Here is a 22,211-nt window from a genome sequence, read left to right as displayed (position 1 = left end):
TGACCGAATTCGGTCTTTCTTTATTGTAGGTCCACAACCACTGTGTGGCTAAATATTGCGCTGTTCCGGTCAACAAAAATCGGACACTTTTTCCGTTAAATTATCTTCAGCGACACCGCCGATGAGTTCATACTTCACCGGGCTCATATCACCCAAGGTGGAATGCAGTCGTCGATGGTTGTAATAACGGACATATCCATCAACGTCTGACTTCATGTTTTGGTGCTCAATGTGAATCATAATGTTCAACCATTCATGCTTGAGGCTGCCGAAGAAGCGCTCGACAACGGCATTATCCCTGCGGGGGTTCTAACCCGTTATCAGGACGGTTTAACTCGAGCCTGTAAATAATTCTTTAGCGTGCGACAGTTAGTTAGTTAAGTTTTTGACATTCTGCTTGGCTACTCTATGGCCCTCATCACGCCATGCTCTTTGCACTGATACGTTTACCAGATCAGATCGTCCGGAATTTTAAACTTGGCGTAATAGGCTGCGTCTTCTTCAGAAAGATTCTCATTTTTGTCGCTTGGCACTGCCACCAAACACGATGCATCGCGCTGGGCAATTTTGTTGGCGGTCTCTTTTGAAACCAGGGCATAGCCCTGTTTGAAACGCACAATCCTTAATGATTCTTTGCCGAGCTGCTGTTGAGTTTTGGCATTGACCTGCAGGGTTTGCACTTGGCCATCGTCCACGAAGTGATAGCGAATGTCGCCTGCATAGCCTTTGATCTGACTGTTTTCAATGATTTGTTTCAACTCGGCCTGCAGGGCTTTTTGGGCTTGCTGCTGTGCTCTCTGCTGATTAAGACGCTGAGCCTGCTCGGCTTGTTTTTGCGCCGCTTCCTGAGCCAATTGTGCTGACTGACTGGTTTGCTTCTGGCCTTTTTTGGCCTTGTTGGCTTTGCTTTTTTTGTTTTGTTGGTGCTTTTCTCGTTGCACTTGTTTGGCTTTCTTTTCGTCCACCAAGCCCGAGCTTTTCAACTGATCAAACAACGATCCGGCCATAATACATCCATTTAAGTCTTGATTTTAGTGCGCTCATTCTAGACGAAGCGCCCGCCCGGTTCGAGTCTCAATTGGATGAACCACCCATTTCAGCCCTCCTTACTCAAAACATTTCCTACTCCGCACGCTACTTCAGTATTATAGAAATGGTGGGAGGGAAAACATGATGCTTAGCGTCACGGTCAATGGAAAATCGGTGGAAGTTGAAAACGGTGCCACGCTGCTGGATGCGACCAAAGCCGCCGGGGTGCATGTTCCAACGCTTTGTTATTATCCGCTTTTGCCCTGTCATGGTGTCTGCCGGATGTGCCTGGTGGACGTCAGCAGTGAAAACCGATCTCAACCTGCCTGCATTGCGCCAGCCAAGGATGGCGATCAGGTCACCACCGACACGCCTGAACTGACCGAATTTCGCAAAGCCAATCTGGAATGGTTACTGGCACGCCATCCGAACGACTGCATCCGTTGCGAAGCCAATGGCGATTGTCAGTTTCAAAATCTCGTGAGCGAATACCAACTGGAAGATGTCTGGCCCAAACTGGCACGCGGGTCACAAGTGCATCCTGAGCATCGCCTGACCGACCACACCTCGCCCAGTATCTGGCGCGATTTGTCCAAGTGCATTGAATGCGGCCTTTGTGCCGAAGCCTGTGGCGACCCGGGTCAGCAACTGCACATTATCGGTTTTGCCGAGCCGGGTTCCGGGCGCATTCCAGTCACGGTATTTGATCGGTCTCTGGCCGAAACCAACTGCATTTCCTGCGGCCAATGCACGCTGGTGTGCCCGGTTGGCGCCTTGATTGAAACACCCAACTGGCATGATGTGATCCACACACTGGACCATCACCGTCGGGTTTCAGCGGTGCAGGTCGCCCCGGCCACACGCGTGGCCATCAGTGAAGAATTTGGCATGAAACCCGGCACCATCAGCACCGGGCGGATGATCAATGCCTTGCGCCAACTGGGGTTCGATCACGTCTTCGACACTAACTTTGCTGCCGATCTGACCATTATGGAAGAAGGCACCGAACTGTTAAATCGGCTGAAAGCGCAGAAAAACCTGCCTCTGTTCACCTCATGCTGTCCCGGCTGGATCAATTGGGTGGAACTCAATCGGCCCGACCTTTTGCCCCATTTGAGCACCACCAAATCGCCTCAGCAAATGCACGGTGCACTCAGCAAGCGCGGCGCCTTTGCCCGCTCACTGGGCGATGACTTCGCCCAAGGTCAGGCCGAACCCTATGTGGTCAGCATCATGCCCTGCACCGCGAAAAAAGATGAGTCGAAACGCCCCGGTGTCTCCGGTGATGTGGATCAGGTGCTGACCACACGCGAACTGGCGCGCATGATCAAAACCCGCGGCATTGCTTTTAACGCCCTGCCCGAAGACGGTCGTTTTGACAATCCGCTGGGAGAAAGCACCGGCGCAGCGCAAATTTTCGGTGCTTCGGGCGGCGTGATGGAAGCCGTGGTGCGCACCGCCGCGCACTTGATCGGTCAGGAAGATCAAATGCCGCTGGAGTGGCACCAACTGCGCGGGGTGGCGAAAGGGATCAAAACCGCCGAGATTCCTGGCGTGGGCAAGGTGGCGATCTGCAATGGCATTGCGGCAGCACAAGAGTTACTGACCACCGACCTGTGGCGTGACGAATTTGTCGCCATCGAAGTCATGGCCTGTGTCGGAGGCTGCCTGGGCGGTGGTGGGGAACCCAAATCCATGGACCCGCAGGTTTTGGAAAAACGCATGCAGGCCATTTACAGCATTGATCAAAATGCGCCCCGTCGTCGTTCTTATGAAAACCCAGACATTCAAACACTCTATCAAACCGAGCTGACGCAGCCCGGATCGGATCAGGCCCACGCGTTACTGCACACCCACTATGCGCCCCGTCATTCCAAGCGACTGATGTTGATGCGTTTTCTTGATTGCGTCGATCGTCGTGACGGCCAGGCCGCCGCCGAACTGTTTCATCCTGATGGGCGTTGGAACACCGCCTCGCCTTTTGGTGAAGTAACGGGTCACGCACAGATTGCCGCCCTGATCGAACAGCGTTTGCCACCGCGCCAATTTGGTCCAGGGTTTCAACGCCACAAAATGGCGTCTCGTGCCGATCGCGAAGATTTGAGCGTGATCACGCCTAACGGCGAGTATTGTCACTTTGAATTGATATTGACCGAACAGAACACGAGCACTGAATCAAAGCCACTGATTCTCTCTCTGAAAAGGGTTACTTCTTGACCCATTCCCCATTTTGCTTGTGGTACACGTTTTTCACCGCGCTCCAGGCTACCTTGTGTGCCACTTCTTCCTGTGACGCATCATCGCGACGTTCTTTAGGGTCGGCGTACTCTTTCCAGGCACTGTTAAATGCCTCTTTATAGATGGTTTGCGCCTCTTTGGGCAGGTTGTCTTTGACCGAATCCGGCAGTTGTTGAATGGTTTTGTAAGGCATTTATCTCCTTTGACAAGAGATCATTTGATAGACATAGGCCTTCGTAAAGAATAACGCTCGAGCCTATAAAAATTTGAATTCAGTGTAGCAACTCAAGTCAGACGATCTAAAACTTTTTCCATTATCAAATAAACACGCGTTGCTAGCGTATTCGGCCACCTGTCTCCAGGATTTACATCGAGACTTCTTGCTCTATCTATCGCTAAGTTTGTTTTTTCCCAAAAATCATCAATTCTTAGGTTTGCTGGATTAAATCCATCCATAACATTAACAAGACGTGATTTTATAAACCTACAGTTACAGTTGTTCTCTAAAAATTGTCTCTTAAGTTCTTCAGGGACATTGTCAACATCTTCATGGTGCAATAGTAGCCAGAGTTCAAAGCATGGGTTGCTTAAGGCCAAAAGATAATCTTTTTGAAAACATTGCTGAGCAACGTCAGCAATAGCAGATGTCTCCCATGCTTGTTCATCTCGGTCAATTACTAAACAAAGTTCATCACCTCTATCTTTACCATATTGTTTCTTATAAGAGTCCATTTGATCAAGAACGTATTTTGGAGCACTATGGCTATTTTCTCGGGCAGGTAAAGGTTTAATTTTTAGTTTTGATCCAGCTTCATCAAGCTTTTCTCGTACCCCCTCAAAATATGCCAATTCGGTGACCTCACCCTCACAGGCAATAACAATCAAAGAAGGATCTTTAACTCCTGATATACGATTGAACGAGCGCCGCTGCCTAGGCATTGGTCAAATCCTTTAATAAATCTTTTATCACAGGCACTCCGCCAAACCGGCCTACCAAATAGTCTTTTCGAATGTCTTTATCAAAACGCGCTTTGAACTCTTCTAAAGAATAAAGCTTTGACTGCCCATATTTATTCTTTTGAGTAAACCAAATTTCATCTCTTCTAAGTAGATCAAGGTTTAATAAATTAGATTCATGTGTAGTAACGATTAATTGACTATCACGGTTAGCTGTAATATGTAAAAAAGTATTAACTAAAGTTGTTGTAATTTCAGTATGAAGACTACGGTCAAGTTCATCAATCACATAGACTTTGTCTTGTGACACTTCATCTTGAGAAAGTAGATCTAGAAGACCAGGTGCAATATCTAATAATCGCTGCGTTCCATCAGATTCTTGATTTAGCTCGAACTGAACCTCATCACCATCAGAATCAAGATGACTGGTCATCAACTTATGTGCAAAAGCCTGACCATCTGAATCCAAGAAAACATGATAACGAATACCTCTTGGTCCAGAAACCAAGGCAGCCTCTTTTTCTTCAAGCCTTTTATAAACCTCTTCTTTTACTTCCTCAGGTATTTCTGGGGCATCATTCTTTAAGTCAATTTTCTTTAGGCTTAAATTAGAAATACCTGTATCAAAATGATTTAATACTGTAGAAAGCAAACCGACATTAAGGTCATCAGAATGAAGATCCATTTCGAGACCAGCGTACTTGGAACTAGGGAACAAAATTGTCAACCTATCATCAAACCAAGCATATACAGTTTTTAACGAAGAAAGGTAAGAGAGGTCCTTAAAAACATTCCTCTCAAAGCACTCTCGGAGGAACAGTCTATTTTCAGGTGTCCCCCTGCCAATAAACTCAAGAAACTGCCTATCCGAATCTGTTTTTGTTTTCAACCCGTCAAATTTAAAGATAGTTTTTTGATCAATATACTCTCGCTCAAAAATCAACCTCTCTTTTTTACGATGAATTTCATATAGCCACTCCTCAACATAGCGTTTGCTATTCATTGAAAATCCATAAGCATAGTATATTTCACCGCACTTTATTTCAAACTCAAATCGCGTCGGCTTCTTAAGTGCAGTTTTGTCCAGTTTAAAAGGTGAAAAAGGAAGGTTTTTACCAGCCACCTCCCCTGCCGTCACCAATTTTTGGGCTAAATTCATCCCCTTAATTAGGTTTGATTTTCCTGAAGCATTCGCACCGTATATCACTGAAGACTTTAATAGTCGTAACCCTGTTCGTCTTTTAGGGCGAACAACATGATCAGGATGAAGTTGAACCCTACTTGCCACCATTGACAGTTCAGCAGATTCACGAAAAGACATAAAATTCTCAACGGCAAAACGAACAAGCACTTTAATCACTCCCGTGTGATATTTTCACTAGAAAAAACATATTAACCTATAGAGCTGTACAAAAACAATTCATACGTACATTATTTCGAAAATGTATTGAAAGTGTGCTTCCATTGTAGATAAGCGATGTCATAATCAATTCTTCAGGCATTGAGATTCTGTATTAGCTCTAAATTTGGGCAATAGACAGTAAGGTCAATGGCTTAATAAATGGTGCCTCCTCACAGACTTGAACTGTGGACCTACCGATTATGAGTCGGGTGCTCTAACCAACTGAGCTAAGGAGGCAGATTTCACCAGGCCTGGTGAAAAGAGAGGTTTTGGGTGCGTATTATAAAGAACCCGGTCGTTTTTGCGGGATTTTTTGATCCCACGACCGGGTGAGTGATTGGAGCCTTACTGGTCCAAAAAGCTTTTCAGGCGCTCGGCACGGCTTGGGTGACGCAGTTTGCGCAACGCTTTGGCCTCAATCTGACGAATTCGCTCGCGAGTGACATCAAACTGCTTGCCCACTTCTTCCAGCGTGTGGTCGGTGTTCATGTCCAGACCAAAACGCATGCGCAGCACTTTGGCCTCACGTGGGGTCAGCGTGCTCAGCATTTCGCGTACGGTTTCGCCCATGCCTTCCAGATCGGCCGAATCCTGTGGTGATAGGATGTTGCCGTCTTCGATGAAATCACCCAGTGATGAGTCTTCGTCGTCGCCCACCGGGGTTTCCATGGAAATCGGTTCCTTGGCGATTTTCATCACCTTGCGCACCTTGTCTTCCGGCATTTCCATTTCTTCGGCCAGCTCTTCCGGCGTGGGTTCACGCCCCATTTTTTGCAAAAGCTGACGCTGAATGCGATTGAGCTTGTTGATGGTCTCAATCATGTGCACCGGAATACGGATGGTGCGCGCCTGGTCGGCAATCGAGCGGGTAATCGCCTGACGAATCCACCAGGTGGCGTAGGTCGAGAACTTGTAGCCTCGACGGTATTCGAATTTTTCCACCGCTTTCATCAGACCGATGTTGCCTTCCTGAATCAGATCCAGGAACTGCAGACCGCGGTTGGTGTATTTTTTGGCAATGGAAATCACCAGACGCAGGTTGGCTTCGATCATTTCACGCTTGGCCAAACGCGCCGTGGTTTCGGATTTGCTCAACTGTTTGTAGGTTTCTTTGTAAACCGAAATCGGCATGCGCTCGGCTTTTTCGATCATCGCCAGACGTTTCTGAGCGCGTTTGACATCGGCGCGTCGGGCTTCCAGCTTATCGGCTTTGTCCGGATGCGCTTCCATCAATCGGTCCAGCATGCTGTAGTCGGTCTCAGAGCCGACAAACGTTTTCAGGAAACTAGGACGCGGCACTTTGATCTTGCGCATCACCACATCCACAATGCTGCGTTCCTGCTCGCGGATCGCGGCCACGCGCAATTTGATGTTTTTGATCGAACGATTGACGAACACCGGCGCCAGTTTGACCGAGGCCAGCAGTTCGACCACTTTGTCGCGTTTTTTGATCGCTTTGGGGTCGTCGTAGCCGTGTTTTTCTTCGGCGGCCAGCGCTGCATCATTGGCTTTTTGCAGGTTTTTGAGGAATTCGCTGAGTTCGTCCGGGTTAATGCCGTCTTCTTTGGGCTCGGTGTTGTCGTTATCCGGCGAGAGCTCTTCCACGGGAATGTCCACCAGATCGGACGGGCGAACAAACCCCTGAATCAGGTCGGCGATCTTGCCTTCGCCTTCTTCGATCTTGCGAAAGGATTCGAGCAGATCAATCGCCACTTTGGGATAACGCGCCATCTGGCCCAGCATATCGCGAATGCCGTATTCAATTCGCTTGGCAATCTCGACTTCGCCTTGGCGTGTCAGCAGCTCCACCGACCCCATCTCGCGCATGTACATGCGCACCGGATCGGTGGTGCGACCAAATTCGGCGTCCACTTCCGCCAAGGCCAGGATCGCCGCTTCCGCCGCGGCATCATCAAAGGTTTCCCCTTCCTGTGTGATCAGCTCTTCGGCATCGGGCGCAGACTCAAACAGCTGAATCCCAAAGTCGCGCAGAATGGTCAGGACTTGACCCAACTGATCTTCTTCGATGTCATCGGGCAGAACGTCATTGACATCGGAAAAGGTCAGATAGCCAAGGTCCTTGGCGCGTTCAATCAAGTCGATTAATTGCTGCTTTCTTTCTACTCTGGTCATGCTCGCCTCGAATATGATTTGGGGATGAAGACGGTCCTTCAAAAAACGAACCGTATATTATACGCTTATCGGCCAAAAATTTGAATGGTTAATTATTCTGTCCGGTGTTTTAAGCCATTGAGCGCCTTATAATTTCTGGGCTTTTTGCTGGGCCTGCCACGCCGCGATGTCCTCCAGGGACCAGTCATCCGCTCTTTTTGCCAGGCCTGGTTGGGTTAATTCCTGGTGCAGCTGCTGGGTCAGAAACTGAAAATCGTCCACCACCCCTTCCTTGGTGGCGGGCAGCTCAAGCTGATCCAACAGGGCTACCGCTCTCTGACGCCTGGTGTCCTGCAACCAGTCGGCAAGCGCCTGTGACAGACAATTGTGCGCCAACAGAGTTTGCATCGCCTCCACCAGAAAGCGGTGTTCCGGTTGATCGCTCTGTTGCAAGCGCTCAAACAATTCCGGCGGCACACCCTTCGTTAACATGGGGTAGGCAGAGAGGATTTTCAACAGCCGAAGCACTTTGGAGTGCACTTTTAATTTTGGCAGCGGCTCAGAGACGCCTTCGTTTTTCGGTCGATTTCGTCCGGCCACACGAATGCCCATGATCTGCCCCAGCCGCCAAACTGGCACCTGCACTTTATCCGACAATTGCTGGGTCAGCACATCCGGCAAGGCTTCGGGCGCCTGGGTAATATAAGGCTTGGCCAGCGCAATCAGTTGTTGCTGCCCCTCCGGCGTCGACAACGGCAATGTCAATCTGGCTTCCAACCCCTTAAACAGAAACGCCGACAAGGTCAGCGCCTGATCGACACGGCGGGTAAACCCTTCCACACCCTCTTCACGCACACACGAATCCGGGTCGGCGCCTTCGGGCAAAAACAGGAATTTGACCGAGCGTGTGGCCTGCATCTGAGGCAAAGCCAGTTCCAGCGCTTTCCAGGCCGCTTTCTGACCCGCCTGGTCGCCGTCAAAGCAAAACACCACTTCGTTCAATTCGCGAAACAACGTCTGCAGATGCTCAGCGGTCACCGCCGTGCCCAGGGTGGCCACGGCATTGCGAATGCCGAACTGAGCCAGTGCCACCACATCCATATAGCCCTCGACCACCAGCACCCGATCAAAGCGCTGACGCGACTGTCGCATTTCATACACGCCGTACAAGGTCTGGGTCTTGTGAAACAGCGTGGTTTCCGGCGAATTCAGATACTTGGGCTGGTCGTCATCTGAAACCACACGACCACCAAAGGCCACCACACGCCCCCGTCCGTCACGAATGGGAAACATAATGCGATGTCGAAAGCGATCATAGCGCCGGCCGCCTTCTTTTTCGATGAGCATGCCGGTGTCCACCAGCTGAGAGGGTAGCTCGGTGGATTCCCCCCAGGTCGGCGCAAAGTCGGTCAGAAGGGTTTCCCAGCCTGGTGGCGCATAGCCAATGGCGAAGGTCTTGGCAATTTCAGGCGTCAACCCCCGCTGGCGCAGGTACTGCTTGGCCTCTTCGGAGCGGGCATGCAGTTTAAGCTGCTGACGGTAAAACTTCGCCACCTGAAACATCAGGTCATAGAGGTCACGGGTTTTTTGCTGCTGCGCCTGCATCGCCGGGCTGATTTTTTCGCGCGGGACTTCCATCCCATTAAAGGAAGCCAGCGCTTCCACCGCTTCCACAAAGGTCAGGCCATCATAGTCCTGCAAAAAACGAATCGCATCGCCACTGGCCCCACATCCAAAGCAGTGATAAAACTGCTTGACGCCATTAACGTTGAAAGACGGGGTTTTTTCGTCGTGAAAGGGGCAACAGGCTTTGTAGTTGGTACCGGCTTTTTTGAGGGGCACGCGCGCATTGATCAGCTGCACCAGGTCTGTGCGGTTGAGCAGATCGTCAATAAAGGCACGGGGAATGCTGCCGCTTTGCTGAGTTTGGTTTGAGCCCACCATCCTGTCACCCTGTTTGCTGTGGCATCAAGCGTCTTGTTACGCGGGATCACTCACAGCTTATGCACACATTTATACACAGCGCCTAAAACGCAAAAACCCGCCATGGCTTTGCCATTGGCGGGTTTCGAGCTTACGCTAGCCTTCAGTACAAAAGCCAAGTCAGACGCGATCAACCATTGAGTTTGGCCTTGATCTTTTTGCTGACTTCGCCCATGTCGGCACGCCCTTGCATCTTGGGCTTCAACTGCCCCATGACTTTGCCCATGTCCTGCATGGAAGCGGCTCCGGTTTCTGCCACCGCTGCGTCAATCAACTGCGTCACTTCTTCGTCGGTCAAAGGCTGTGGCAAAAAGGATTGAATCACTTCCATTTCATACGCTTCGGTTTCCGCCAGCTCGGGACGATCGGCGTCCATATACTGCTGGTGCGAATCACGGCGCTGTTTAAGCATTTTATCTAACACTGGCAACACCTCGGCATCCGAGTCCAGTGTGACCTGCTTGTCAATTTCTACCTGCTTAATCGCGGCTTGAATCGAGCGAATCACGCCCAAACGAGGCTTATCCTTCGCTTTCATCGCCGCTTTCATTTCGTCAGACAGACGGGCTTTCAGTTCGCTTGCCATGGGATCAGAGCGCCTCAGTACTTACGGTTAACGCGACGGTTTTCGCGAGACAAACGCTTGGCCAAACGTTTTACCGCCGCCGCTTTCTGACGCTTACGAGCCCAGGTTGGCTTCTCGTAAAACTCACGCTTGCGCGACTCGGTCAAGACACCTGCTTTTTCACAGGCACGCTTGAAACGACGCAATGCGACGTCAAAGGGTTCGGTATCTCTTACTTTTACACTTGGCATAAATTACTCACCTTCTAAATTCTTTGAAAGATTTCGGTATCTCGTTGATTGAAAAGACCGTTTTTTGCTTATTCACATCTGAATAGCAGGACGCAAAACGATACAAAAATCGTAAAACGGGCATTATAAAGAGAGCAGAAACACTTTGCAATCAAAACTTTGCCGTTTTGCCTCTGGCAGGCATCCGCGCCATGACCCCGCATCCCGGATCAAAGTCTGGTAAAATCCCTTTCCATTCATTTTCAACGCAGCCGGTCGGAAAATGACCGCGATTCAACGCCATGCATGCAACCCAACCCCCTCACACCGCCGATTTTTTAACACTGGGCATCGAGAGCTCCTGTGACGAAACCGGGGTCGCGCTCTACCATGCTCAACACGGGCTGCTGGCCCATCGGCTGTACAGCCAGGTGGCGCAACATGCGCAGTTCGGTGGCGTGGTGCCGGAATTGGCTTCACGCGATCATATTCGACGCCTGATCCCATTGATCGATGAAACCCTGAGCGCGGCCGATTGTGCCGCCGAAGCGGTCAATGGCATCGCTTACACTGCCGGACCGGGGTTAATGGGCGCTTTGCTGACCGGAGCCTCCGTGGCGCGCAGTCTGGCCTTTGCCTGGCAGATCCCGGCACTGGGGATTCACCACATGGAAGGCCATCTGCTGGCGCCCATGCTCGAACCCGACCCGCCAGCCTTCCCATTTATCTGTCTGTTGATCTCCGGCGGACACACTCAAATCATTCGTGTGGATGGCATCGGCCGTTATCGGCTGCTGGGCGACACACTGGATGATGCGGTGGGCGAGGCGTTTGATAAAACCGCCAAAATGCTGGGGCTGGGCTACCCAGGCGGTCCCGAAGTCTCTCGCCTGGCGCTCAAAGGTGACAGCGAACGCTATCGGTTCCCGCGCCCCATGATTGACCGCCCCGGTCTCGACATGAGTTTCAGCGGTTTGAAAACCTTCAGCCTGAATACTTGGCAGAAAGCCAAAAATGCTGGGGACGATAACGATCAGACCCGCGCCGACATCTGTCGAGCGTTTGAGCTGGCGGTGGCCGACACCCTGCGCATCAAATGCCGCCGTGCGTTGGAACAGGAAGGGCTGAACCGCCTGGTGGTCTCAGGCGGCGTCAGCGCCAATCAGGCCATTCGCGAGCAACTAACGCAACTGATGGTCAAACAAGGGGGCCAGGCACATTATCCCCGCTTGGACTTTTGCACCGACAACGGAGCCATGATCGCCTACGCCGGTGCCCAACGCCTGATGGCAGGCCAGCACAGCGACCTCAATTTTGCCTGCCGCCCCCGCTGGGATCTGGAAAGCCTATCTCCGATTTAACCATTTTTAACCAGGCCTGGTTAAAAACGCTCTCAGCGTTTCGAGCCGATTCTCAACGCTGAATGCGGTCTTCCTCCCCGGAAATCAAACGCTGAATATTGCTGCGATGACGCCAGAACAACACCAGCGACATCACAGCGGTCATCGCGGCCAGAAGCCAGGCTTGCTCGGCACGGCCCAACCAGGTCAAACTGGCGTATACCACGAACGGCGCCAGCAACGCCGCCACCAGCGCCGACACCGATGAGACTTTGAGCACTTTGGCCACAAACAACCAAATGCCGGCGACGATCGCGCCGATCAAGCCATGCAGACCGAACATCACCCCCAAAAAGGTCGCCACGCCTTTGCCGCCGCGAAACTGAAAAAACACCGGATACAAATGCCCAAAGAAAGCCGCCAGCCCGATCACTGCCACGGCTTCGGCTGACACACCGTACCAGACCGCCACAGCGACCGGCACCAACCCTTTCAGCAGATCTCCAGCCAGGGTCAATGCCGCCGGTCGATTGCCATAAAGGCGCTTAACGTTGGTGGCACCCGGGTTGCCCGAACCGTCTTCACGCGGATCGCCCAAACCCATCAGACGACACACCACTATGGCCGAAGAAACCGACCCCAACAGATAGGCACCCAGCCCCCAAACCATTAACCACCCATTTACATCCATGAAACGCTTCCCAGATTCATACAAAAGCGTGTATTCTAACCCCATGCATAAACCGAACCCAAATGGATCCGCGCCTCTGACTGAACAGAAGAGCATTTTGCACCGGATTCAAATTCTGAAGAAAAACGGGCATCCATATTTTGGGATTGATCTAAGGTTTTTTCATGTTTAGGGGCGTGCGTTTTAAAAAAGGCGGGTTGTTCGGCGTTGTACTCGTGCTGGCTTTGAGTTGGTTGTGGCTTCTGCCGGCATTGATGTCCTGGCTTAATCCAGCCTATGGCATTCGTCTGGATAAACCGGCTCCGGCATTTACCTTGCTTTCCACACAGGGGCAACCGCACAGTCTGTCTCAGCATGAAGGCCGCTTTGTATTGCTGTATTTCGGTTACATTCATTGTGATGAGGTGTGTCATAATCAAGTCGGGGTCATGTTTAATCTCAATCATCAAAAACCAGACAATCTGCCAATCGACTTTTTGTTTGTGACCATGGACCCCAAGCGAGATACAGCGGAAACTCTGCGCCGTTATTTTGAGCAGTTCGGCGATAATTTTCATGCTTTGACCGCGCGAAGTGTCAAAGCGACCCAGGCGCTGGCCAACCGTTACCATGCGCCCTTCAGCCATGAACCGAAAGCCAGCGTCGACAACAAGGAAGATTATGAGGTGACGCACCCGGGGTTTTTGTATGTAATTGACCCGCAGGGAAAGCTGCGCTATCTCTACCCCAATCAACATTTACGTTACGACAAAATATTGCAGGACATAGCGCGTTTGCAGAGCGCGAAAGGATAACAGGATGAACCACAACGCCCAGAAAAAACGTCTGAAAACCGATAAAACCGTGCTGTATTTGCTTTTGGCCCATGTTCCATTTGTGGGCATACTCGCGCCAATGGGGTACGGCACAGAAACGTTCGCACTGATTGCCGCTCTGGGAGTGGGGGCACTGAGTTTGATCGCCTATGGCCTGTTACGCGGCACACGCTGGTTTGGGGTGGCCACGGGTGTATTGGTGATGCTCTACTCCGCTACGTTGATTCAAAGCCAGCTCGGACGGATTGAAATGCACTTCCATATCTTTGTGGGCCTGGCATTTTTGTTGATTTTTAAAGACTGGTTAGCGATTTTGGTTGCGGCCTTGGTCGGGGCGGTGCATCACATTGCTTTAACATTTTTGCAGCTAAACGAAGTCAATCTCTGGCAAATGCCGGTGATGCTGTTCAATTATGACTGCAATTGGAATATTACGTTTTTGCATGCGTTTTTTGTGGTGATCGAAGCAGCGGTATTGATTTATTACAGCTTCGAAATGAAAAAGGATGAACAGATTCTGCAGGCCACCATTGATTCGGTGGACCAGGTGATCCAGAAAGGGGATTTTGGCGCACGCATCACACAGCACGAACAAGAACCCAGTGTCCAGGCGTTCAATCAAATGTTGAAAACAGTGGGCAAGGCCATTGATGAAATTTCAGCGGTGATGTCGGATGTGTCGCAAGGCACCTTTAATCGTCGGATTCAGGGTGAATATAGGGGCGACTTGGATGAATTAAAAATGGATGTCAACCGAACGGCCGAAGCACTGGAATCGGTCATGGGGCAATTGAACCATTCGTTGGAAGCTTTTAAAGATGGCGATTTTTCACAATCCGTGCCACAAATGGCGTCCATGCAGGGTGGTTTCAAACAGGCTTTGAGCAGTGCCGAGCAAGCACGTTCCGCACTGGATTCGGCATTGACCGAGCTGGATGAAGTCGCCAACCGGATGCGCGCATCGGATTTCTCAAAACCGGTTCAGGCACAGCTATCCGGGCAGCTAGGAGCGTTGAAGACCAATTTGAATGGCGCTCTGTCGGACCTCGACAGTGGGTTTGAATCCTTTAATGAGAGTTTAAATGCCCTGATCCAGGGCGATTTGACGGTTCAGGTTCGAGGCCAGTTCGAAGGACAGCTAGCCCGATTGCAGTCCACCATCAACCAGTCAATGACCAATCTGTCGGAACAGTTTGAGGCCATCAAGCTGGCGGCAACCGAAACCCTGCAAAATGTGCAACAGGTCGCCGCCGGCAACAATGAGCTGAATGAACGGACGCAGAATCAGGCGGCGTCGATTGAGCAGACCGCAGCGTCTATGGAACAGATGACGGCCAGTGTTCAGCAGGCGCTCGAAAGTGCCAAGCAGGTCGAGCAACAGGCGAGCGAGACACAAACCGCTGCCAAAGAGGGGGCTCAAGTCATGGGACAAACACGCGAGGCGATCAGTTCCATTCATGAGTCCAGTGAAAAGATGGCTGACATCGTCGGCATGATTGATTCGATTGCATTCCAGACCAATCTTCTGGCTCTCAATGCGGCGGTGGAAGCAGCCCGAGCCGGTGAGCACGGACGTGGTTTTGCCGTTGTGGCGCAAGAAGTTCGGGCGCTGGCGCAAAAATCATCCGATGCCGCCAAAGACATCGCTCAATTAATTCATCAGACCACGGACTTAATTCAAAACGGCGCCGATCTGTCAGAAAAATCCAGTCAGCAGCTTAATGCGATTGTGCAAAGTGTCGAAGAAGTGGCTCAACGTATGTCGGAGATTCGCAACCACTCGTCGGAGCAATCCAATGGCATTGCACAAATTAATCAGGCGATTGGCTCAATGGATCAGACAACCCAACAGAATGCTGCTCTGGTCGAGCAGATGAATGCCGCCAATCTGGATATGGAAGAAAAAATGACACAGCTTGTCGAGAAGACGGGTAATCTCAAGACGAAAAAATAGCATTTCGCCTGTTTTGTTTCGAGCAGGCGTGCAAAGATCAAGACATGAGGTTATCTGACAAACAACCGGAGATAAAAATGGATTGGATTCACATTGAGGGCATTCGCGCTCAGTGCGTGATTGGCGTGCACGACTGGGAAAAACAGTCCCCACAGCCGATTGAGATTGATTTGAACTTAGGTTGCGACCTGAGCGCTGCGGGGCAAAGCGATGATCTGACCCAAACGCTGGATTACAAAGCCATCACCGATGATGTACTGGCGTGGGCCCAAGCCAGCCGATTTGAATTGATTGAAACGCTGGCAGAAACGTTGTGCCAACAATTGCTGGACCGTTATCCGCTGGCGCAATCGGTAAAAATGAAACTTATGAAACCCCACGCGGTGCCTTATGTGGGCAATGTGGGCCTGAGCATTGAGCGCCACCGAGGGGAATAGCCCCGTCGTCAGTTCAGCTCCGCCTGGCGTTTTTTCTGTTCCTGCGCCGCGCGCTTGATCAGGGGCATGATCTGTTCCATATAAAGAATGGCCTGATGCACGGTGATTTTATTCAGATCGTGGTGGTCTTCTTCATACTGCTGTGCGTTCTGGCGCGACAAGTTACGCATTACTTTCTGATACATTTCCTCACCGGCCAGACGCACCATGGTCACTGTCTGTTCGGGTGTCAATTGCGGTAACAGATTCTGCAGAATTCGATCGTCCACGCTCACCAGCTTGCGACACAAGGTCCGATAGGCTGTGAGTTTTTTGTTCAGCGCTTCAGCTTCCTGTTTGCCGCTCCGGTGCAGACGTTCATGAATCACGTCATACAACCGCTCCAGTACTGGCTCTTCCAGAGTCAGCGACACCGGCCCCATGTCGAGATTGTACTCACCGCTTTCCAGACGTTTGGCGTTGACTTCCATATCGATTCCGTTTCTCGCTAAATATACTGAGTCGTGTCGTTGTAAAATTCAATGATGCCTTGGGTTTCAAGCGCAAACATGGTTTCAATCACCCGTTTGACCGCCTCTTTCCCGGCCCGCTCGCTGACACTGTCGGCTTTGATCAGGTCCGAGCGCAACTGCTTGGCCACCATGCTCCCCAGATTTTTCAGGATGCGTTCGTTCATGTCTGTGTCCTGGGCCAGCACCATCAGCTCGAGCAGATCCTGACTTTCGACCTCACGAGTCAGTCGTTGCAGGCCTTTGTCATCCAGTTCCTTGATGCGCAGCGCCAATTGCACATAACTGTTCAGAATCGAATGGGTTTCGCCATGTTCAAGGGCTCGTACATGCTCAAGCGTGATCGCCAAGAGCTCGACCGAAAACCGATCCAGATGCATGTTGGCAAACCCGATGTGCACCAGCCACTCGTTTTCCTGAACCTTTCTAATCCCGACTTTCATGCCTTATCCATTTAATTTATCCACCATACACCCACAAGCAAGAACATGACCAGTCTGCAATGGGGCCAGGTTTTCAAGCCATTTTACTCACGTTTTGACCAATTCCCGTCACAGAGACAGGCAGACATTTTATAATATTGCCCAAATTCGATGGGCACACTCTGTTCCCACCGGCTCGACAGCTTGAGGTATTTTACCCGGTTTTCAGCCGCGTGGCCGACCGCCCTCGCAAACGCCACCTGACAGCAAGAGGCCGCATGACCCTGCAACTCAAACACACCAGCCGCCAACGGGCCCGTTTGCCTGAACCACCGGACGAGCTCAAGCAAAAGAGCGCCGATCTGGTCAAAAAAATCCGCCAGCGTTTGAAGCGACATGGCCAGTTGCCGTTCAGCGACTACATGCAAATGGCGCTTTACACGCCGGGACTGGGCTACTACACCAGCGGCTTGCCCAAAATCGGGCGCGGCGGCGACTTTGTCACCGCGCCCGAAATCAGCCCCTTATTCTCGCAATGCCTGGCCCGCCAGGTTGCGCAGGGCTTAAGCCTGCTGACCACCCCGAATGTGATCGAATTCGGCGCCGGGCGCGGCACCATGGCCAGAGACCTGTTGCTGGCGCTGGACGAAGCCGGTCAGGCCGAGCGCCTGCAACGCTATTACATCCTTGAACTGAGCGCCGACCTCAGAGACCGACAGCAAACCCTGCTCAACAGCCTCCCGGCTCACCTGGCCAACAAGGTCGAATGGCTCTCTGAGCTGCCTAAAACACCACTGGAAGCCGTGGTACTGGCCAACGAGGTGCTGGATGCCATGCCATTTGAGCGCCTGCGCCTGGAGCCCGAGCAGACCTTGCGGGCGTACGTTTATTATAACGAGGCGCATGAGGCTCTGGAATGGACCTACGAACCCATTGTCGAACCCGAGTTGCAACGCATCAGCAATCAGCTACTGCAAAGCCTGGGCTCAGTCAGCGAGCGTGGCTACGACACCGAGGTCAATCTCAATCTTTATCCATGGTTGCAGAGTTTGAGCGAGAGTCTGACACGCGGGCTGGTGCTGTTGGTCGATTACGGCTATCCGCGCCAGGAATACTATCAGCCCGCTCGTCACATGGGCACACTGCGCTGCCATTACCAGCATCTGGCGCACAGTGATCCGTTCTTTTACCCTGGCCTGCAGGACATCACCGCCCACGTTGACTTTACCGCCGTGGCCGAGAACGCCTTCAGCGCCGGTTTTAAAATCGCCGGCTACACCACGCAGGCCCACTTTTTGATGAGCAGCGGCCTGATGGACCTCGCGCATCAGCCCGACGCCGAAGTCACCGAACAGCTGAAACTGGCCCAGCAGATCAAAACCCTGACTCTGCCCGATGAAATGGGCGAAACCTTTAAAGTCATGGCACTGAGCAAAGACCTGGACCAACCGCTGGTCGGCTTTGAATTTCGCGATTTGCGCCACCAACTCTAAACCGGCTTTCTTACCAGGCCTGGTTAAAAAGGACATTGATCATGGACCCGACGCTCGACTGGCTGCAAATCACTTTTCTGGCCTTCATCCAGGGACTGACCGAATTTCTTCCCATTTCCAGTTCCGGCCACCTGATCCTGCTGCCACAATTACTGGGCTGGCCCGATCAGGGACTGGCGTTTGATGTGGCGGTGCATCTGGGCACTCTGCTGGCGGTGCTGACCTACTTTCGTCGCGACGTCGCCCTCATGACACGAGACTGGACCTGCTCCCTCATCACCCGCCAAGCCACCACCAACAGCCGCCTGGCCTGGGCCGTGATTTGGGCCACCCTTCCTGCGGTAGCACTGGGTCTGCTGATCAATCAGGGCTGGGAGGCCGCGCTGCGCAACCCCATTTTGATTGCCACCACCACCATCGGTTTCGGCGCTCTGCTTTGGTGGGCAGACGTCCGCGGACGCCAGAACCGGGATGAGCACACCCTTTCGTATCGGGACATCGCCATTCTGGGCTTTGCTCAAGCACTGGCCCTGATTCCCGGCACGTCCCGTTCCGGCATCACCATGACCGCAGGCCTGCTGATCGGCCTCACGCGAGAAGCGGCGGCACGCTTTTCCTTTTTGCTGTCGATTCCAATCATCGCCGGGGCAGGCTTGCTCAAACTGCTGGATTTGCTCGCTTATGAGGGCGCCATCCAATGGAACGCCCTGCTGGGCGGACTGGTGATTTCCGCGGTCACCGCCTGGGTGGTAATCGCCCTGTTCCTGAAATGGATTCAGCGTCTGGGTATGGCGCCTTTTGCCTGGTATCGTTTTGCACTGGGCGCCGTGCTACTATGGGTATTCTTGTAAAGATCGTTTGCGGGAGGGAACCATGGCGAAGGCTTATTATTCGGCAGAACAAAGCCGCACACTGGACCGACACCTGATCGAGCAAGGTGGGTACCCCGGCATCACCCTGATGAAACGTGCCGGCATGGCCGCCACCGAATACCTCAAACAACGCTGGCCCGCACCGCGCCGCCTGCTGATATTGTGCGGCGGCGGCAACAATGGCGGAGATGGTTTCATTCTGGCGCAATACGCCGCTCTGCAGGGCTATGACGTGCGTGTGGCGCTGTTTGCGCAAGCGGATCGCTATCAGAATGAAGCAGCCACAGCACTGCAGGAACTGACCGAACTCGGCATCGCCCCGGAACCGTTTCACCCGGATTTGCTGAATGAGGCCGATGTACTAATCGACGCGATTCTCGGCACAGGCCTCACCCAAACGGTCAAACCGGCATTGAGCGCCCTGTTTGAGCCCATCAACCAATCGAACAAACCAGTACTGGCTCTGGATTTACCCAGCGGTCTGCACGCCGACACGGGGGCCGTACTCGGCCAGGCCATCCAGGCCGATGCCACCATCACCTTCATTACCCGCAAACTGGGCCTGACCCAAAACCAGGGACCCGACACCGCCGGCGACGTCGTCTATGCTGACTTACACCTGCCTGCAGACAGCTGGGACAGTGCCACCCCTCTGGCCCACTCCCACAGCCTGGCTTACTGGTGGCAGCGCCGCCCTGAGCGCCCGCTTGCCAGTCACAAAGGCAGCGCCGGCACCGCCTGGCTGCTCGGTGGCAACACCGCCATGACCGGCGCTTTGCACATGGCGGCCACCGCCTGTCTCCACAGCGGGGCAGGCCTGGTCAAATTAATCACCCGCTCTGAACACGCGCAAACCCTGGGCGCATCGCAGCCCGAATGGATGGTGTATGACGAAAGCGCCTTGCCCCAATTAACCGCGTCGGCGAACGCACTGGGCATGGGACCGGGACTGGGCCAGGACGATTGGGGCCAACGTCTGGTTGACCAGGCCGGGTCAGTGAATGTGCCCAAAGTATTGGATGCCGATGCGCTGAACTGGCTGGCGAAGGCCCCCCGCCACCGCAACGATTGGGTGCTGACCCCGCATCCGGGCGAAGCGGCCCGATTGCTGGGCACCGACGCCGCACACATCCAGCAAGACCGACTGACGGCGGTCAAGGCGCTTCAACAGCAATACGGTGGCGTGATTGTACTCAAAGGCCCTGGAACCTTGATTTACGACGGTCATCAGTGTGAGGTCTGTACCGCGGGCAATCCGGGCATGGCCCGAGGCGGGATGGGGGATGTCCTGACTGGCTTGATCACCGGTTGGCTGGCACAAGGCATGCCAGCGTTTGAAGCGGCTTGTCTCAGTGTGTGGCTGCACGCAGCGGCAGGGGATCTGCTCTGTCAGCAACACGGCCTGCGCGGCGTACTGCCCTCCGAATTGCCCGCGCGCATCCGCACGCTTATGGCAAAAATGGCTTGAGTTCGTTCAGTGTTTGATACAGGCCGTCTTCGTCATCGGCCCAGAGATTAATGTGACCAAGCTTGCGCCCGGGGCGCTCTGACTTGTTGTAGAGGTGCAGTTTGGCATGGTCCAGCGCCAGCACTCGATCAACGGGCCCGGTCTCACCAATGATATTCACCATGGCACAGAGGGGCGCACGCGGCGTGGTCACCCCCAACGGCAATCCGGTGATGGCACGCACGTGATTCTCAAACTGGCTGGTCACCGCACCGTCCTGACTCCAGTGCCCGGAATTGTGCACGCGCGGGGCCATTTCATTGGCGACCAGCCCCTCAGCGGTTTCAAACAGCTCCAGCGTCAAAACCCCGACGTGATCCAGTTCATCCAGCAAAGCGGTCAAATACTGCTCGGCCTGCGCCTGAACCGATTGGGATACGTTGCGAGCCGGGGCAATGGTGTAACGCAGAATGCCCTCGTGATGCACGTTTTGCACCAGTGGGTAGTACACATGCTGGTTATCGCCATTGCGTACCGCCACCAATGACAACTCTCGCTGAAAATCCACAAAACCTTCCAGAATCAACGGCTGGTGCCCGAGTTCTGACCAGGCCTGGTCAATTTGGTCTTCGGTTTTCAGACGTTTTTGACCTTTGCCGTCATAACCTTCCTGCGTGGTTTTTAAAATGGCGGGCAATCCCAGCTCGGCCACGGCCTGTTTCAGATCCGCCAAACTGTTGACCAGACGATAAGGCGCGCACGGAATGCCCAGCTGTTCAAACAGGGCTTTTTCGCGCCCCCGATCCTGACTGGCATACAAGGAACGCTCGCTTGGATACACCGGCGTGGTTCGGGCGATCTCGCGCACCCATTCCACCGAGGTGTTTTCACTTTCATAGGTGATCACATCGCATTCGGTCGCAAGCGCCTGCCAGGCGTCGGGGTTTTCCTGAGCGTTATAAAACGCGCCCAACGGCGCTGACGGCTCGACCTCGGACTGACCCAAAAACGCAAACCGCTGGCCCAGCGGGTAACCCGCCAGTGCCATCATTCGCCCCAGTTGCCCGGCGCCGAGCACGCCAATGGTTTTGGATTCAAACGCGGAAGTGTCGTCAGATGCGGTCATGAAAAAAGCCTTGCTGCTGAGAATTTAGTCGGCGTCGCGCGGGTCAGGGCAGTCCAGAACGGTCTGAGTCTGGTCATCTCGAAAACGATGCAATGCCTCTCGCACCGCCGGATCGTGATTGGCAACAATCTGCGCCGCCAGCAGGCCCGCGTTTTTGGCCCCGGCCTCACCAATGGCCAGCGTGCCCACCGGAATGCCGCCAGGCATCTGGGCAATGGACAGCAGCGAATCCTGACCGCTCAGAGCGCGGGACTGAACCGGTACGCCCAACACCGGGATCAGGGTTTTGGCAGCGACCATGCCGGGCAGATGAGCCGCGCCGCCGGCACCGGCAATGATGACTTTCAGCCCGCGCACTTCGGCCTGCTCGGCGTACTCAAACATCAAGTCAGGCGTGCGGTGTGCGGACACCACTTTCACCTCATAGGGCACACCCAGATTCTCCAGCATTTCAGCCGCCTGGGTCATGGTGGGCCAATCCGATTTGGACCCCATGATCACGCCCACTTTGACCGCCGTTGAGGCAGAAGTCGTCGCTGTCATAACACGGACCTTTTCGTTAAAAAACCGTGTATTTTAACGTGCAACC

21 protein-coding genes, 1 tRNA gene and 1 pseudogene are annotated in these 22,211 nt (G+C 53.0%); 8 read left to right on the top strand and 15 right to left on the bottom strand.

Annotation, left to right across the window (positions count from 1 at the left end):
* Nucleotides 1-69 precede the first annotated feature (69 nt).
* Both AVO41_RS10605 and AVO41_RS03390 read right to left on the bottom strand, forming a co-directional pair.
* Nucleotides 70-294 (bottom strand): annotated as a pseudogene (locus AVO41_RS10605) (IS3 family transposase); the annotation flags it as partial.
* 152 nt (nt 295-446) lie between these two features.
* Entirely contained in the window at nt 447-1,007 is a 561-nt protein-coding gene (locus AVO41_RS03390; protein ID WP_068582546.1) for a DUF2058 family protein, read from the bottom strand.
* A gap of 163 nt (nt 1,008-1,170) precedes the next feature.
* Between AVO41_RS03390 and AVO41_RS03385 the strand changes: the two genes are divergently transcribed.
* On the top strand, nt 1,171-3,246 hold the full coding sequence (locus AVO41_RS03385; RefSeq protein WP_235584641.1) for a [FeFe] hydrogenase, group A: 2,076 nt from the start codon (nt 1,171-1,173) through the stop codon (nt 3,244-3,246).
* Here the strand turns inward: AVO41_RS03385 and AVO41_RS03380 are convergent.
* The 8 genes from AVO41_RS03380 to rpsU form a co-directional block, all read right to left on the bottom strand.
* Nucleotides 3,236-3,460: a ChaB family protein gene (locus tag AVO41_RS03380; protein ID WP_068582540.1), complete on the bottom strand. Its 225-nt coding sequence runs from the start codon at nt 3,458-3,460 to the stop codon at nt 3,236-3,238. The genes AVO41_RS03385 and AVO41_RS03380 overlap by 11 nt on opposite strands.
* Before the next feature lie 92 nt (nt 3,461-3,552).
* A complete protein-coding gene (locus AVO41_RS03375) occupies nt 3,553-4,206 on the bottom strand; it encodes an RloB family protein (protein WP_068582537.1) in 654 nt (217 codons plus the stop codon).
* Nucleotides 4,199-5,575, bottom strand: a complete 1,377-nt coding sequence (locus AVO41_RS03370; protein WP_068583295.1) for an ATP/GTP-binding protein — start codon at nt 5,573-5,575, stop codon at nt 4,199-4,201. The genes AVO41_RS03375 and AVO41_RS03370 overlap by 8 nt, the downstream gene beginning before the upstream one ends.
* 211 nt (nt 5,576-5,786) lie before the next feature.
* Nucleotides 5,787-5,863, bottom strand: a tRNA-Ile gene (locus AVO41_RS03365).
* Nucleotides 5,864-5,971: 108 nt separating this feature from the next.
* On the bottom strand, nt 5,972-7,759 hold the full coding sequence (gene rpoD, locus AVO41_RS03360) for an RNA polymerase sigma factor RpoD (protein WP_068582534.1): 1,788 nt from the start codon (nt 7,757-7,759) through the stop codon (nt 5,972-5,974).
* A gap of 126 nt (nt 7,760-7,885) precedes the next feature.
* Nucleotides 7,886-9,682, bottom strand: coding sequence for a DNA primase (gene dnaG / locus AVO41_RS03355; protein WP_068582530.1), 1,797 nt, complete (start codon nt 9,680-9,682; stop codon nt 7,886-7,888).
* A 169-nt stretch (nt 9,683-9,851) separates the two neighbouring features.
* Nucleotides 9,852-10,307: a GatB/YqeY domain-containing protein gene (locus AVO41_RS03350; RefSeq protein WP_068582528.1), complete on the bottom strand. Its 456-nt coding sequence runs from the start codon at nt 10,305-10,307 to the stop codon at nt 9,852-9,854.
* 14 nt (nt 10,308-10,321) lie between these two features.
* Nucleotides 10,322-10,537: a 30S ribosomal protein S21 gene (gene rpsU / locus AVO41_RS03345; protein WP_019895826.1), complete on the bottom strand. Its 216-nt coding sequence runs from the start codon at nt 10,535-10,537 to the stop codon at nt 10,322-10,324.
* A gap of 281 nt (nt 10,538-10,818) precedes the next feature.
* Between rpsU and tsaD the strand changes: the two genes are divergently transcribed.
* Nucleotides 10,819-11,877: a tRNA (adenosine(37)-N6)-threonylcarbamoyltransferase complex transferase subunit TsaD gene (tsaD, locus tag AVO41_RS03340; RefSeq protein ID WP_068582525.1), complete on the top strand. Its 1,059-nt coding sequence runs from the start codon at nt 10,819-10,821 to the stop codon at nt 11,875-11,877.
* Between the two features lie 52 nt (nt 11,878-11,929).
* Here the strand turns inward: tsaD and plsY are convergent, their stop codons facing one another.
* Nucleotides 11,930-12,547 (bottom strand): glycerol-3-phosphate 1-O-acyltransferase PlsY, encoded by a 618-nt coding sequence (plsY, locus tag AVO41_RS03335; protein ID WP_082676474.1) that lies wholly within the window; start codon nt 12,545-12,547, stop codon nt 11,930-11,932.
* A gap of 164 nt (nt 12,548-12,711) precedes the next feature.
* Here plsY and AVO41_RS03330 point away from each other — a divergent pair, with 164 nt between their 5' ends.
* The 3 genes from AVO41_RS03330 (at nt 12,712) to folB (ending at nt 15,753) form a co-directional block, all read left to right on the top strand.
* Nucleotides 12,712-13,341, top strand: a complete 630-nt coding sequence (locus AVO41_RS03330; protein WP_068582520.1) for an SCO family protein — start codon at nt 12,712-12,714, stop codon at nt 13,339-13,341.
* 4 nt (nt 13,342-13,345) lie between these two features.
* The gene (locus AVO41_RS03325; RefSeq protein WP_068582516.1) at nt 13,346-15,316 is read left to right on the top strand and encodes a methyl-accepting chemotaxis protein; all 1,971 of its coding nucleotides are present in this window, start codon (nt 13,346-13,348) and stop codon (nt 15,314-15,316) included.
* A gap of 77 nt (nt 15,317-15,393) precedes the next feature.
* Nucleotides 15,394-15,753: a dihydroneopterin aldolase gene (gene folB / locus AVO41_RS03320; protein ID WP_068582513.1), complete on the top strand. Its 360-nt coding sequence runs from the start codon at nt 15,394-15,396 to the stop codon at nt 15,751-15,753.
* Between the two features lie 8 nt (nt 15,754-15,761).
* Here folB and AVO41_RS03315 read toward each other — a convergent pair whose 3' ends face one another.
* Both AVO41_RS03315 and AVO41_RS03310 read right to left on the bottom strand, forming a co-directional pair.
* A complete protein-coding gene (locus AVO41_RS03315) occupies nt 15,762-16,223 on the bottom strand; it encodes a FliG C-terminal domain-containing protein (RefSeq protein ID WP_068582511.1) in 462 nt (153 codons plus the stop codon).
* A gap of 17 nt (nt 16,224-16,240) precedes the next feature.
* Complete coding sequence (locus AVO41_RS03310; RefSeq protein ID WP_068582509.1) at nt 16,241-16,705, bottom strand: FliG C-terminal domain-containing protein; 465 nt, start codon at nt 16,703-16,705, stop codon at nt 16,241-16,243.
* Nucleotides 16,706-16,962: 257 nt separating this feature from the next.
* Between AVO41_RS03310 and AVO41_RS03305 the strand changes: the two genes are divergently transcribed.
* Genes AVO41_RS03305 through AVO41_RS03295 form a run of 3 tightly spaced genes read left to right on the top strand, consistent with a single transcriptional unit; the run spans nt 16,963 to nt 20,517 of the window.
* Nucleotides 16,963-18,177 (top strand): class I SAM-dependent methyltransferase, encoded by a 1,215-nt coding sequence (locus AVO41_RS03305; protein WP_068582506.1) that lies wholly within the window; start codon nt 16,963-16,965, stop codon nt 18,175-18,177.
* A gap of 41 nt (nt 18,178-18,218) precedes the next feature.
* A complete protein-coding gene (locus tag AVO41_RS03300) occupies nt 18,219-19,028 on the top strand; it encodes an undecaprenyl-diphosphate phosphatase (RefSeq protein WP_068582503.1) in 810 nt (269 codons plus the stop codon).
* A gap of 22 nt (nt 19,029-19,050) precedes the next feature.
* Nucleotides 19,051-20,517, top strand: coding sequence for a bifunctional ADP-dependent NAD(P)H-hydrate dehydratase/NAD(P)H-hydrate epimerase (locus AVO41_RS03295; RefSeq protein ID WP_068582500.1), 1,467 nt, complete (start codon nt 19,051-19,053; stop codon nt 20,515-20,517).
* On the opposite strand, the gene AVO41_RS03290 is transcribed toward AVO41_RS03295, so the two are convergent.
* Both AVO41_RS03290 and purE read right to left on the bottom strand, forming a co-directional pair.
* The gene (locus AVO41_RS03290; RefSeq protein WP_068582497.1) at nt 20,498-21,622 is read right to left on the bottom strand and encodes a 5-(carboxyamino)imidazole ribonucleotide synthase; all 1,125 of its coding nucleotides are present in this window, start codon (nt 21,620-21,622) and stop codon (nt 20,498-20,500) included. The genes AVO41_RS03295 and AVO41_RS03290 overlap by 20 nt on opposite strands.
* Nucleotides 21,623-21,646: 24 nt before the next feature.
* Nucleotides 21,647-22,165 (bottom strand): 5-(carboxyamino)imidazole ribonucleotide mutase, encoded by a 519-nt coding sequence (gene purE / locus AVO41_RS03285; protein ID WP_201022829.1) that lies wholly within the window; start codon nt 22,163-22,165, stop codon nt 21,647-21,649.
* Between the last annotated feature and the right edge of the window lie 46 nt (nt 22,166-22,211).

It is taken from the genome of Thiomicrospira sp. WB1 (assembly GCF_001507535.1).
In the GTDB taxonomy this organism is placed as follows: Bacteria; Pseudomonadota; Gammaproteobacteria; order Thiomicrospirales; family Thiomicrospiraceae; genus Hydrogenovibrio.
This window is presented reverse-complemented; position numbering and strand designations above follow the sequence as displayed.

Excerpts from the sequence above, each read along its gene's own strand:
- AVO41_RS03385 (WP_235584641.1), top strand. The coding sequence starts at position 1,171 with ATGATGCTTAGCGTCACGGTCAATGGAAAATCGGTGGAAGTTGAAAAC.
- rpsU (WP_019895826.1), bottom strand. The coding sequence starts at position 10,537 with ATGCCAAGTGTAAAAGTAAGAGATACCGAACCCTTTGACGTCGCATTG.
- rpoD (WP_068582534.1), bottom strand. The coding sequence starts at position 7,759 with ATGACCAGAGTAGAAAGAAAGCAGCAATTAATCGACTTGATTGAACGC.
- AVO41_RS03305 (WP_068582506.1), top strand. The coding sequence starts at position 16,963 with ATGACCCTGCAACTCAAACACACCAGCCGCCAACGGGCCCGTTTGCCT.
- AVO41_RS03310 (WP_068582509.1), bottom strand. The coding sequence starts at position 16,705 with ATGAAAGTCGGGATTAGAAAGGTTCAGGAAAACGAGTGGCTGGTGCAC.
- AVO41_RS03295 (WP_068582500.1), top strand. The coding sequence starts at position 19,051 with ATGGCGAAGGCTTATTATTCGGCAGAACAAAGCCGCACACTGGACCGA.
- AVO41_RS03315 (WP_068582511.1), bottom strand. The coding sequence starts at position 16,223 with ATGGAAGTCAACGCCAAACGTCTGGAAAGCGGTGAGTACAATCTCGAC.
- AVO41_RS03390 (WP_068582546.1), bottom strand. The coding sequence starts at position 1,007 with ATGGCCGGATCGTTGTTTGATCAGTTGAAAAGCTCGGGCTTGGTGGAC.
- tsaD (WP_068582525.1), top strand. The coding sequence starts at position 10,819 with ATGCATGCAACCCAACCCCCTCACACCGCCGATTTTTTAACACTGGGC.
- AVO41_RS03325 (WP_068582516.1), top strand. The coding sequence starts at position 13,346 with ATGAACCACAACGCCCAGAAAAAACGTCTGAAAACCGATAAAACCGTG.
- AVO41_RS03375 (WP_068582537.1), bottom strand. The coding sequence starts at position 4,206 with ATGCCTAGGCAGCGGCGCTCGTTCAATCGTATATCAGGAGTTAAAGAT.
- dnaG (WP_068582530.1), bottom strand. The coding sequence starts at position 9,682 with ATGGTGGGCTCAAACCAAACTCAGCAAAGCGGCAGCATTCCCCGTGCC.
- AVO41_RS03330 (WP_068582520.1), top strand. The coding sequence starts at position 12,712 with ATGTTTAGGGGCGTGCGTTTTAAAAAAGGCGGGTTGTTCGGCGTTGTA.
- AVO41_RS03380 (WP_068582540.1), bottom strand. The coding sequence starts at position 3,460 with ATGCCTTACAAAACCATTCAACAACTGCCGGATTCGGTCAAAGACAAC.
- AVO41_RS03300 (WP_068582503.1), top strand. The coding sequence starts at position 18,219 with ATGGACCCGACGCTCGACTGGCTGCAAATCACTTTTCTGGCCTTCATC.
- AVO41_RS03350 (WP_068582528.1), bottom strand. The coding sequence starts at position 10,307 with ATGGCAAGCGAACTGAAAGCCCGTCTGTCTGACGAAATGAAAGCGGCG.
- plsY (WP_082676474.1), bottom strand. The coding sequence starts at position 12,547 with ATGGATGTAAATGGGTGGTTAATGGTTTGGGGGCTGGGTGCCTATCTG.
- folB (WP_068582513.1), top strand. The coding sequence starts at position 15,394 with ATGGATTGGATTCACATTGAGGGCATTCGCGCTCAGTGCGTGATTGGC.
- purE (WP_201022829.1), bottom strand. The coding sequence starts at position 22,165 with ATGACAGCGACGACTTCTGCCTCAACGGCGGTCAAAGTGGGCGTGATC.
- AVO41_RS03290 (WP_068582497.1), bottom strand. The coding sequence starts at position 21,622 with ATGACCGCATCTGACGACACTTCCGCGTTTGAATCCAAAACCATTGGC.